Source organism: Coprobacillus sp. AF33-1AC (genome assembly GCF_003475785.1).
Classification (GTDB): Bacteria; Bacillota_I; Bacilli_A; order Erysipelotrichales; family Coprobacillaceae; genus Faecalibacillus.
This window is the reverse complement of sequence record NZ_QRQB01000003.1, coordinates 125,923-137,976: the sequence shown is the minus strand read 5'-3', so window position 1 is coordinate 137,976 and position 12,054 is coordinate 125,923. Positions and strand designations below refer to the sequence as shown.

Below are 12,054 nucleotides of genomic sequence, written 5' to 3'. Positions count from 1 at the left end.
TAAACAGTTCTCTTTAGAATTGTCCAATAAAGTGTAACCTATCCATATCTTCAATAAGCAGAGCATGAGTTTTACCGCATGAAGCACAGATAATACGCTGAATGGAAACTTTGATTTTTCTTCCAAGAAAATCATAGAAGCGAGAATAGGAAGAATGCATATGCCAGTTATGACTGCCACAGGTGCATTCAATAGAAGATAAAGAAAATGAAGAAATGAGATCAGAATATAGTTTTCTGAATTTTATAAGGGCATCAAAATCATTTTTAGCTTTGGAAGTATTGAGTTTTATAGAGTAATCAGTTATTATAATCATGTCTTTTGACAGAGGATGATAAGTGACGTTTGGCGATGTTGGGTATCATCCTTTTTACTTTCTATATATTTAAATAATTATGACATGATATCAAAGTAATATAAAGCAAAAAAGCAGACCTCATGAAACAGAAGAGGTCTGTTTTTACTACATATATTAAAACCACAAGATTTTGAAAAGCAGTTTCAAATATCATGGCTTGAAATAAAACCGAAGCGACTCATAAGAGTCGTTTTTTTGTCTATAACTCTCTTTTAACATGAGAGTTTGTTATAATAGAATAGAGGTGATTTGAATGAAAAATAACTATTTAAGTATAGGCGAAATGGCTAAAATGAATCATACAACAATTTCTACACTACGTTTATATGATGAAATGGATTTATTAAAACCAGCATATGTTAATGAGGCAACAAATTATCGTTACTACGATATCAAACAAAATGCTAGATTAGATTTAATTCAATATATGAAAGAATTACAAATGAATTTAAAAGAAATTAAAGAATTATTAGATAAAGAAGATGTGAATTTAATTGAAGCAATCTTAATTAAAAAGAAGCAACAATTAGTAGAAGAAATAGATAAATTGGAAATGACAAAAGATGCTATCACACGTACAATTTACAGTTTAGAAAGATTTCGTAAATCACCTCGATCAGGCACAATGACATTAGAATATATTGATCGAAGAAGAATTTATTCGATGAATACAGATTTAAATTTTTACGAGTATGATATTGACGTTTACGAATCTATTTTAAATCAATTAAAAAATGATTTGGTAAAACATCATTATCCTCAAATTTATTATTGTAATGCTGGAACTTTTTTGAAGAAAGAAGACTTTATTCATCAAAATTTTGTTTCTCATGAGATTTTTGTTTTTGTGGATGACCATTTTCCCAAAAAAGAAGATATAAAGATTATTGAAAATGGAATGTATGCTTGTATTTATTTAGATGATTTTCATAAAGAAGTAGATTATGCAAAAAAATTACTTCATTACTGTCAAGAGAATAATTTTAATATATGTGGGGATTATATATGCGAGGTGCTAAGTGAATTGAGTATTTTTGATCATAATGAACGATCTATGTTTTTAAGATTACAAGTTCCAGTTTCTTTTAATAAGTAATTGACTCTCATCTTGAATGAGGGTTTATGATTAATTTGAAGATAAAAGGAGGAATCATGTGATGGAAAAAATTAAAGTAGTACAATATGGATGTGGAAAGATGGCTAAATACATTATTCGTTATTTATATGAAAATGGAGCGATGATTGTTGGTGCTATTGATACTAATCCAAATTTAATTGGTCAAGATATTGGAGATTTTGCTGGATTAGGTGTAAAGACTGGTGTTTGTATTAGTGATAAGGCAGATGAAGTATTAGATAATACAGATCCAGATATTGCGGTTGTAACATTGTTTAGCTTAGTAAGTGATTGTTTTGATCATTACGTTAAGTGTTTATCAAGAGGAATTAGTGTTATTTCAACTTGTGAGGAAGCAACATATAGTTGGACAACTGATTCAGTTAGAACTAATAAATTAGATGTTATCGCTAAAGAAAATGGATGTACATTTGTTGGTAGTGGTATGGAGGATATTTTCTGGGTAAATATGGTAGGACTTGTTGCTGGAGGATGTCATACAATTAATAAAATTGAAGGGGCAGTAAGTTATAATGTTGAAGACTATGGACTTGCTTTAGCTAAAGCTCATGGTGTAGGATTAACTCCTGAAGAATTCGAACCATCTTATGTATGGAATTCTAATGAAGCTCTAGCAGCACGTATGGGATGGACTATTAAATCACAAACTCAAAAATGTGTTCCTTATTTTCATGAAACAGATTTATATTCATCTACGTTAGGAAAAACGATTCCAAAGGGAAACTGCATTGGTATGGCTGCCGTTGTTACAACAGAAACATTCCAAGGACCAATTATTGAAACACAATGTATTGGTAAAGTATATGGACCAGATGATGGAGATATGTGTGATTGGAAAATTACAGGAGAACCAGATACTGAATTCCATGTTGTCAAACCAGCTACAGTAGAGCATACATGTGCTACAATAGTTAATCGTATTCCTACTGTTTTAACGGCACCTGCTGGAGTTGTAACAGTGAATGATTTAGACCGTATAGAATATTTAACATATCCAATGGAATATCATTTATAATAAAAAGGTATCAATTAAAGATAGGTAATTCTTTATATTGATACCTTTTTATGAGAAAATTAATTTTCATTAACTCTTTGTAACATAGTTCTTGTTTGACTGTGTTTCTTTGATAATTGATCATCAGGCATATTTTTAACAGCTTCAGATGATCCTTTTTCTTTAGCTGTTTGATAAAACCAGCATTTATAATCAACTACATCTAAAGCATTATTAATTTCTTTTATTTTTTGTTTTAAAACTTCTTTTTGATGTAACATCATTTCTAATCTTTGATCAAGGGTTTGATCTCCTTGCATTGCTAAATCAATATAGTCTTTAATTTCATCTAAAGACAAACCTGTTTTTTTAAGACATCCAATCACTCTTAACCATTCATAATCTTTTTCTTGAAATAAACGGACACCACTTTTAGAACGTTCAACAAAAGGAAGCAATCCTTGGCTATCATAATAACGAATGGTCGATGCAGGAATATTCAGTTGTTTTGCCATTTCTCCAATAGTATAAATCATTTCCTTTTCCTCCTTAAAGTAACTTAAAGATATTATAGATGGTTAAAGAGTATAAATCAAGTGCTACTATACATTTAATATAAGTCATGTCATAATACAAAAAAGGAGAAATTTATGCACTATATTCAATGTAAAACAATTTTATCTGCTAATCAAGGAATGAACTTATATCGTGGTTGTAGTCATGGTTGCATATATTGTGATTCTCGATGTGAATGTTATCAAATGGACCATTCATTTGAAGATATCGCAGTTAAAGAAAATGCTTTGGAAGTATTAGAACTGGCTCTAATGAAGAAAAAGAAGAAGACAATGATAGGGATGGGAGCTATGAGTGATCCCTATATGCCATTAGAAAATCAATTATTTTATACTAGAAAAGCTTTACAGCTTGCATTAAAGTATCAATATGGTATTACTTTAATTACCAAGTCGAATCTTGTTTTAAGGGATTTAGATTTATTAAAACAAATTAATCAACAAACTAAATGCGTGATTCAAATGACACTGACGACTTATGATGAAAACCTTTGTAAAATATTAGAACCTCATGTTTGTTCTACTAATGAAAGATTTGAAACTTTAAAAATATTGCATCAAGCAGAAATTGAAACTGTTGTATGGTTAACGCCTATTTTACCTTTTATTAATGATAATCTTGAAAATCTAAAAGGAATTCTAGATTACTGTCGACAGGCACATGTTAAAGGGATTATTTGTTTTGATATGGGAGTGACTTTAAGAAAAGGAAATCGTGAATATTTTTATCAACAATTAGATCGTTATTTTCCTAAGATGAAGGAAAAGTATATGAAAACGTATGGCGAGGCTTATATTTTAAGTAGTCCTCATAATCAAGAATTAATGGATTATTTTATTAAGTATTGTAAAAAATATCACATCATGTATGATCATCAACAAATTTTTGCTTATTTAAAGCATTATGAACAAAAACAATTTCAACAACTTCAGTTGTTTTAATAAATGTTTTTACAAAAGAGAACTTTACCAATAATATGTAATGGATATTTGTCAATTTCTTGTGAATTAAAAGTACGAGTAGGATATTGAGGATTACTTGCGACCAGAGAAATTTTATCCTGCTCTTTTTTATATATTTTAACCGTCACTTCTTGATCTATTAAAGCAACAACGATGTCACCATTGTTTACATTTGTTGTTGCTTTAACATAAATTAAAGAACCATCAATGATACCAGAAGGAAGCATTGAATCACCGGAAACCTTTAAAAAGAAATCCCCTTTTTCATACTCATCTAAAGTACAGGCTTCCATTCCTAAATAATTTTCTTCTAAATACATATCATACCCTGCTTTAACGTGACCTAATATCGGTCTTTTTAAATCAACGGCTTGTCCTTGCAAGATAGCTTGAATATCGTAACCTAAAATATGACTTATTCTTTGAGCTGTTTCATCTTGAATAGACCTAATTTCTCCTCTTAACCAACGACAAACTGTATTGTGGCTTACACCAAACAAATGGGCGAGTTCTTTGTTATTGTAACCACATCTTCTTTTATATTCTCTTAATATATCTTGTAATTCCATATGTCTACCTCTTTTTTTGATAGTATTATTTTATAATAAATGAGATAAAAAATAAACGAAGTATACATAATAAGATTGATTATGTATACTTTTTGTATCATAATAAAAAAGAAAGGAGGAAATGATGAAAGAAAATATTTATGCAGCCATTGATTTAAAATCTTTTTTTGCTTCTGTAGAATGTAAGGAAAGGGAATTAGACCCGCTTACGACTCATTTAGTTGTCGCTGATGAAAGTAGAAGTGCAAAAACGATTTGTTTAGCTGTAACACCTTCATTAAAAGCTTATGGTATTTCTTCAAGAGCAAGGCTATTTGAAGTCATTCAACAAGTTAAAAAGATAAACCAAGATAGAATAAAAAAAGCACCACGATATATGTTTACAGGAAAATCCACCAGTGCTAAAGAACTTAATAAAAATCCTGGTTTAGAATTGGATTATGTCATCGCTCCTCCACAGATGGCAAAATACATAGAATACAGTAAAAGAATATATCAAATTTATTTAAAGTATGTATCAAGCCAAGATATTCATGTTTATTCGATAGATGAAGTTTTTATAGATATTACGCATTATTTATCTATTTATCAATGTGATGGATATCAATTAGTAAAAAAAATAATACAAGATATTTATGCGGAAACGGGTATTACAGCCACCGCAGGTCTAGGAACAAATCTTTATCTAGCTAAGGTGGCTATGGATATTCAAGCTAAGCATATTCAACCCGGTCAAGATGGTGAAAGAATAGCCTACTTAAATGAGTTGACTTATCGTCAATATTTGTGGAAACATCAACCACTTACGGATTTTTGGCGGGTAGGAAGAGGCTATGCAAGTAAGTTAGCGTCTTTCAATATTTATACAATGGAAGATATTGCACGTTGTTCGTTAGAAAACGAAGATGTGCTTTATCAACTATTTGGGGTCAATGCAGAATTGCTTATTGATCATGCTTGGGGATATGAGCCTTGTACTATACAAGATATTAAATCTTATCAGCCAATGTCTAAAAGTATTGGCTCAGGACAAGTTTTACATCATCCTTATTCTTATGAAAAAGCAAAACTGATTGTTAAAGAGATGATGGATTTATTAGCTTTAAAAATGGTAGAAAAGAATATTGTAGGTAAAAAATTAGTGTTAACGATAGGTTATGATAAGGATAATCAAAATTATACAGGAGAGGTTAAAGAGGATTTTTATGGTAGAAAGATACCTAAACATGCTCATGGTACAATTGATTTACCACAAATGACAGCATCATCTAAATTGATGATGGAAGCAATCGTGACTTTATTTGAACGGATTGTAGATGCTTCATTACTAATAAGAAGAATTAATATTACGGTTTGTCATCTAGACTATTATCAAGAAGATTTACATCATTATGTACAATATCATTTATTTGAAGATCTTTCATTACAAGAACAAAAATATCAAACAATGCAACAATCATTAAAAGAAGAAAGAAAACTTCAACAAGCAATGATCACTATAAAAAATAAATATGGCAAAAATGCCATATTAAAAGGAATGAACTTACAAGAGGGTGCCACAACCAAAGATAGAAATAATCAAATAGGAGGACATAAAGCATGAAAGAAGATCTTTATACAATTAAACGTCCATTATCTAAAAATCATCAACCGATGTCTAGAAAAGCAAGAGCAGCTCAATTTGCTCCTTTTTCAGCTTTAGATGGTCATAGTGATGAAATTATAGAAGCAAGTCGTTATACTACTTTAAAGAAGCAGTTAGATGAAGATCAAAAAGCACAATTAGATTATCAATTACAAGATTTACAAGAAAATTTAGAAACCAATCCTTTAGTAGGAGTTTGTTATTTTATTAAAGATCAAAGAAAAGCAGGGGGACAATATTTATATCACAAAAATTATATTAAAAAGATTAATCTTGATCAAAAATATCTATTATTTAAAGATGAAACACTTATTCCATTTGATACTATTTATCAAATAGAAATAAAAAAAGCATAATATAATTTGTTGAAAATAAGAGGGAGGTGTATACTTTATATAAAGTTTAAAGGAGGCTTTTTTATGTACGCAAAAAATAGTTGGAAAAAATATCAAGAACAAGATCATGGTGTTGAAGATGTTTTTGCATTTAATGAACTTTATAAAGATTTTATTACAAAAGGAAAAACAGAACGTGCTTGTGTAAAAGAAGCATTATCATTAGCGAAACAAGCTGGTTTTAAATCGTTAGATGAGTATGATCAATTAAAAATAGGGGATAAAGTTTATGTAGTGAATAAAGAAAAAAATATTGCTTTATTTGTTATTGGTGAAAGACCTTTAGAGGAAGGATTACGTATATTAGGGGCACATATTGATTCACCACGTTTAGATTTAAAACAAAATCCTCTTTATGAATCAGAAGGATTTGCATTAGCTGATACACATTATTATGGTGGTATTAAAAAATATCAATGGGTAACTATTCCTTTATCTTTATATGGGGTTGTTGTTAAAAAAGATGGTGAAGTGGTAGATATTGTTATTGGAGAAGATGAAAATGATCCAGTAGTAGGAATTAGTGATTTATTAATTCATTTATCAGCTACCCAATTAGATAAAAAAGCAGCTAAAGTAATTGAAGGTGAAGATTTAGATATTACACTAGGTAATATGCCATTAAATAATGAAGAAAAAGATGCCGTTAAAGCATCCATTTTAAAATTATTAAAAGAAAAATATGGTATTGAAGAAGAAGATTTTTTAAGTGCTGAAATAGAAATTGTACCAACCGGTAAAGCAAGAGATTATGGTATTGATCGTTCTATGGTAGCAGGATATGGTCATGATGATCGTGTTTGTGCTTATACTTCTTTAAAAGCTATTTTGGATATTGATACTTGTCGTTATACAAGTTGCGTTATTTTAGTTGATAAAGAAGAAATAGGTAGTGTAGGAGCAACAGGCGCACAATCTTTATTCTTTGAAAATACAATTGGTCAATTATTATATAAAATGTCCATCGATAGTTTTATTAAAACAAGAATGACATTAGAGAATTCAATGATGTTATCAAGCGATGTTTCGGCTGGGGTCGATCCTTTATATTTATCAGTTAATGATAAAAAGAATGCTGCTTATTTAGGAAATGGTATTGTTTTTAATAAATATACTGGGGCAAGAGGTAAATCAGGAAGTAATGATGCAATGCCAGAATTTATGGCGCGTTTACGTCATATTTTAGATAAACAAAATATTCATTATCAAACTGCAGAATTAGGAAAAGTAGACCAAGGTGGTGGCGGAACGATTGCCTATATTTTAGGTAATTATAATATGCAAGTGATTGATGCAGGTATTGCTGTATTAAACATGCATTCGCCAATGGAAATTGTAAGTAAAGTAGATGTTTATGAAACATATCAAGCGTATAAAACTTTCTTAAAAGATGCATAAAAATAGGATGTAAAAGGTATGCTTTATTTAAAAAGTATACCTTTTTTCTTTTAAAGAGAAAAAATATGGTAAAATGATAAAAAGAAGCCATAAAGGAGGGGTCACATGCTAGAACAAGAATTAGAGTCCCTAGCAACAACAACTTATCAAAAAAAACTCGCTGATTGTACGTTGCAAGAAGTTTATGTCATTTTATTAAATTATGTTAAAAAACAAATTGATGATAAACCAAAAATTGAAAGGAAAAAGAAATTATATTATGTTTCTGCAGAATTTTTAATTGGAAAGATGCTTTCTAATCATTTGATTAATTTAGGAATTGATCAACAAGTAAGACAAATTTTAGAAAAAAATGGTTTTTCTTTAGCTGAGGTTGAAGAAATCGAGTTAGAACCATCATTAGGAAATGGAGGATTGGGTCGTTTAGCTGCCTGCTTTTTAGATTCTATCGCAACATTAGATTTACCTGGAGATGGAATGGGATTATTGTATCACTTTGGATTGTTTGAACAAAAATATGAAAATTATAAACAATGTGAATATCCTAATCCATGGATTCAAAATCAAAGTTGGCTAAATCGTAGTCAACATGTTTATGATATTCAATTTAAAAACCAAACAGTTCAATCAAGAATGTATGAATTAGATGTACTTGGTTATCATGGAAAAAAGAATACTTTAAGATTATTTGATTTAGAAACCGTAGATGAATCTTTAGTTAAAGAGGGTATTGATTTTGATAAAACAGCAATAGAAAAAAATCTTACTTTATTTTTATATCCTGATGATAGTGATGAAGATGGTAAAAAATTAAGAGTTTACCAACAATATTTTATGGTTAGCAGCAGTGCACAATATATCATTGAAACTTTAAAACAAAATCATTGTGATTTAAGAAAACTCAATGAATACGTGACAATTCAAATTAATGATACCCATCCAGTAATGATTATTTTAGAACTCATTCGTTTGTTACATAAAGAGGGAATCATATTAAAAGAAGCTATTTCTATTGTCAGTCAAACTTGTGCTTATACAAATCATACAATCCTAGCAGAAGCATTAGAAACATGGCCTTTATCTTATTTTGAAGAAATTGTGCCACAGTTAGTTTATATTATTGAAGCTTTAGATGCGATAGCTGATCAAAGAAGTTCTTTAGAAACAACAGCTATTATTGATGCAAAAGGAAATGTACACATGGCTGCTATTGCTATTCATTTTGGATATAGTATTAATGGTGTAGCTGCGTTACATACGCATATATTAGAAACAGAAGAACTCAAAGATTTTTATCAATTATATCCAACCCATTTTAGTAATAAAACGAATGGTATTACTTTTAGAAGATGGTTATTAGGATGTAATAGAGAATTATCAACTTATTTAGATAAATTAATAGGTGAAGAATACAAAAATAATGCTAAGTATTTAGAAAAACTACTTGATTATCAAAATAATCAAGATGTTTTAAATCAAATAAGATCAATTAAACAGTTAAAAAAACAGGAATTAGTAACCTATTTAAAAGAAAAACAAAACTTAGTGATTAATGAAAATAGTATCTTCGATATTCAAGTAAAAAGATTACATGAATATAAAAGACAACAACTTAATGTTTTATATATCATTTATCAGTATTTAAAAATAAAAGGTGGTTATCGCCCTCAAAAGCCACTTACCATTATATTTGGTGCTAAAGCAGCTCCAGCTTATGTCTTAGCTAAAGATATTATTCATACAATTTTATGTTTACAAAAACTTATCCAAGATGATCTTGAAGTAAACCCTTATCTTTCAGTTGTGATGGTAGAAAACTATAATGTGACTCTTGGTGAAAAGTTATTCCCGGCTGCTGATATCTCTGAACAAATATCATTAGCGTCTAAAGAAGCCAGTGGAACAGGAAATATGAAATTTATGCTCAATGGAGCAGTGACTTTAGGAACTGATGATGGAGCTAATATTGAAATTCATGATTTAGTGGGTGATGACGCTATTTATATTTTTGGTAAAAAAAGTGAAGAAGTCATTGCTCATTATAAAAATGAGGATTATCATGCTCAAGAATATTATCAAGATGAGATGATTCAGCCATTAGTTGATTTTATTATCAGTCAACCAATGCTAGAAATTGGTGATAAAAAATCACTGAAGAATTTATATGATAATTTAGTAAAAAAGGATTATTTTATGACGTTATTAGATGTAAAAGATTATATTCATACTAAAGATCGCATGTTACAAGACTATTTAGATCAAGATAGCTGGTCTAAAAAAATGTTAGTCAATATCGCTAAAGCAGGATATTTTTCAAGCGATCGTGTCATTAAACAATACAATGATGATATCTGGAAATTATAATCAAAGACAAGCTGGGATACTACTCGCTATCAGTAGTTTACCTGGCAATCATGGTATTGGCGATTTAGGTGAATGTGCTTATCAATTTATTGATTTATCAAAAAAAGCAGGATTTAAAATATGGCAAATATTGCCTTTAAATCCTTCTAGTGAAGGTGATTCACCTTATAGCCCTTATTCATCATTTGCTGGTGATGAAATTTATATTTCTTTAGATTTGCTTACTAAGTGGCACTTATTAGAAGCTGTACCAGTATTGAAGTCAACGAGTATGATAGATTATGATTCAGTAAGACTTTTTAAACATACTTATTTGATTAAAGCATTTCAAGAGTTTAAAAAACAAATCCCTCTTTATCAAAAAGAATATGATGCTTTTTTAAAGGAAGCTTTTTGGCTGGAAGACTATTGCGAATTTATGGCTTTAAATAAAAAAAACTTAGGGAAAAAATGGAATGAATGGCAAGATTTAAAATTAACAGGAATGGAACAAGAAATAGAATATTTACGTTTTGTTCAATTTATCTTTATGAAACAATTCAAACTTTTAAAAGATTACGCTAATGACCATGATCTACTCATCATGGGAGATATGCCGTTTTATGTAGGCTATGATTCAGCCGATGTTTATAGTCATCAAACATGTTTTATGTTAGGAAAAGATTTATTACCACTTTATGTTTCTGGAGCCTCACCGGATTATTTTTCTAAAGACGGTCAACTTTGGAATCATCCTATTTATAATTGGTCATTTCTAACAGAATCTCATTATCAATATTGGATTGATAAATTAAAATGGAATCAAAAGTTATTTGATATTTTAAGAATTGATCATTTTAGAGCTTTTGATACTTATTGGCAAGTTCCCTATGGTAGTATCAATGCTAGGAATGGAAAATGGGTAGAAGCACCAGGCTATGATTTCTTTGATACTTTATTTAAAGAATTACCTGATATTTCTTTAATTGTTGAAGATTTAGGTGATTTACGACCGGAAGTTCATGCTTTGCGTGATCATTATCATTTAATGGGAATGCGAGTTATGGAATATTTATTTGGTGAAAATGAAGAAAGAGAGCATTTTAAAATGCCAGAATATTGTGTTGTTTATGCCGGTACGCATGATAATGCCCCTTTAAAAGGTTGGTATGAATGTGAACTAGATGAAGGCTATCGTAAACGGATTGATGTTATTATGAAACAATGGTCATATCCAGAAATGACGACACCTGAAAAAGTCTTACATCGTACTTTTGATTGTGAGGCTGATATTGCTATTTGCAGTGTACAGGATATGTTGGGGTATGGAAATGAAGCAAGATTAAATTTACCAGGTACTTCTGGCAAACCTAACTGGTGTTGGAAATTAAAAGATTTAAATGATTATCAAGATCATCTTAAACAAATGCATCATTTATTAAAACAAACACATAGACTTTAAAAAAGACAGGTGTACATCAAAGTGAACCTGTCTTTTATCAATAAAATAGAGTTCATTGATAAAATTATTCATCTCTATATAAAATAAATACCATACTTTTATTTTATATATCCTAAAAATAGCCCATTTTATCAATATTTTTTATTTTTTTACAATGTAACCCCTTTACATAAATGAATTTGTATAAGTTTTATTGACTTTAAGGGGAAGAAAA

At 29.5% G+C, this 12,054-nt stretch carries 10 protein-coding genes; 8 read left to right on the top strand and 2 right to left on the bottom strand.

The window, feature by feature from the left end; genetic code table 11:
- Positions 1-611: 611 nt before the first annotated feature.
- A complete protein-coding gene (locus DWZ53_RS02510; protein ID WP_118431680.1) occupies positions 612-1,454 on the top strand; it encodes a helix-turn-helix domain-containing protein in 843 nt (280 codons plus the stop codon).
- Positions 1,455-1,515: 61 nt separating this feature from the next.
- A complete protein-coding gene (locus DWZ53_RS02505; protein ID WP_199589041.1) occupies positions 1,516-2,511 on the top strand; it encodes a dihydrodipicolinate reductase in 996 nt (331 codons plus the stop codon).
- A gap of 59 nt (positions 2,512-2,570) precedes the next feature.
- Here the strand turns inward: DWZ53_RS02505 and DWZ53_RS02500 are convergent, their stop codons facing one another.
- Entirely contained in the window at positions 2,571-3,026 is a 456-nt protein-coding gene (locus DWZ53_RS02500) for a MerR family transcriptional regulator (protein WP_118431676.1), read from the bottom strand.
- Positions 3,027-3,140: 114 nt separating this feature from the next.
- Between DWZ53_RS02500 and DWZ53_RS02495 the strand changes: the two genes are divergently transcribed.
- Complete coding sequence (locus tag DWZ53_RS02495; protein WP_118431675.1) at positions 3,141-4,007, top strand: radical SAM protein; 867 nt, start codon at positions 3,141-3,143, stop codon at positions 4,005-4,007.
- Here the strand turns inward: DWZ53_RS02495 and DWZ53_RS02490 are convergent.
- Positions 4,004-4,597 carry a LexA family transcriptional regulator gene (locus DWZ53_RS02490; RefSeq protein ID WP_118431673.1) on the bottom strand — a complete coding sequence of 198 codons (594 nt, stop codon included), beginning with the start codon at positions 4,595-4,597 and terminating at the stop codon, positions 4,004-4,006. The two genes, DWZ53_RS02495 and DWZ53_RS02490, sit on opposite strands and share 4 nt — an antisense overlap.
- A 124-nt stretch (positions 4,598-4,721) precedes the next feature.
- Here DWZ53_RS02490 and DWZ53_RS02485 point away from each other — a divergent pair, with 124 nt between their 5' ends.
- The 5 genes from DWZ53_RS02485 (at position 4,722) to malQ (ending at position 11,840) form a co-directional block, all read left to right on the top strand.
- Positions 4,722-6,200: a DNA methylase gene (locus DWZ53_RS02485; RefSeq protein ID WP_199589039.1), complete on the top strand. Its 1,479-nt coding sequence runs from the start codon at positions 4,722-4,724 to the stop codon at positions 6,198-6,200.
- Positions 6,197-6,598, top strand: coding sequence for a hypothetical protein (locus tag DWZ53_RS02480; protein ID WP_118431670.1), 402 nt, complete (start codon positions 6,197-6,199; stop codon positions 6,596-6,598). Before DWZ53_RS02485 ends, DWZ53_RS02480 begins: the two co-directional genes overlap by 4 nt.
- A 63-nt stretch (positions 6,599-6,661) precedes the next feature.
- Positions 6,662-8,035, top strand: a complete 1,374-nt coding sequence (locus tag DWZ53_RS02475) for an aminopeptidase (protein ID WP_118431668.1) — start codon at positions 6,662-6,664, stop codon at positions 8,033-8,035.
- A gap of 105 nt (positions 8,036-8,140) precedes the next feature.
- A complete protein-coding gene (locus DWZ53_RS02470; protein WP_118431666.1) occupies positions 8,141-10,399 on the top strand; it encodes a glycogen/starch/alpha-glucan phosphorylase in 2,259 nt (752 codons plus the stop codon).
- On the top strand, positions 10,359-11,840 hold the full coding sequence (malQ, locus tag DWZ53_RS02465) for a 4-alpha-glucanotransferase (RefSeq protein ID WP_233541814.1): 1,482 nt from the start codon (positions 10,359-10,361) through the stop codon (positions 11,838-11,840). The genes DWZ53_RS02470 and malQ overlap by 41 nt, the downstream gene beginning before the upstream one ends.
- The last annotated feature ends 214 nt before the right edge of the window (positions 11,841-12,054 follow it).

Excerpts from the sequence above, each read along its gene's own strand:
- DWZ53_RS02485 (WP_199589039.1), top strand. The coding sequence starts at position 4,722 with ATGAAAGAAAATATTTATGCAGCCATTGATTTAAAATCTTTTTTTGCT.
- DWZ53_RS02480 (WP_118431670.1), top strand. The coding sequence starts at position 6,197 with ATGAAAGAAGATCTTTATACAATTAAACGTCCATTATCTAAAAATCAT.
- DWZ53_RS02470 (WP_118431666.1), top strand. The coding sequence starts at position 8,141 with ATGCTAGAACAAGAATTAGAGTCCCTAGCAACAACAACTTATCAAAAA.
- DWZ53_RS02510 (WP_118431680.1), top strand. The coding sequence starts at position 612 with ATGAAAAATAACTATTTAAGTATAGGCGAAATGGCTAAAATGAATCAT.
- DWZ53_RS02495 (WP_118431675.1), top strand. The coding sequence starts at position 3,141 with ATGCACTATATTCAATGTAAAACAATTTTATCTGCTAATCAAGGAATG.
- DWZ53_RS02500 (WP_118431676.1), bottom strand. The coding sequence starts at position 3,026 with ATGATTTATACTATTGGAGAAATGGCAAAACAACTGAATATTCCTGCA.
- DWZ53_RS02490 (WP_118431673.1), bottom strand. The coding sequence starts at position 4,597 with ATGGAATTACAAGATATATTAAGAGAATATAAAAGAAGATGTGGTTAC.
- DWZ53_RS02475 (WP_118431668.1), top strand. The coding sequence starts at position 6,662 with ATGTACGCAAAAAATAGTTGGAAAAAATATCAAGAACAAGATCATGGT.
- DWZ53_RS02505 (WP_199589041.1), top strand. The coding sequence starts at position 1,516 with ATGGAAAAAATTAAAGTAGTACAATATGGATGTGGAAAGATGGCTAAA.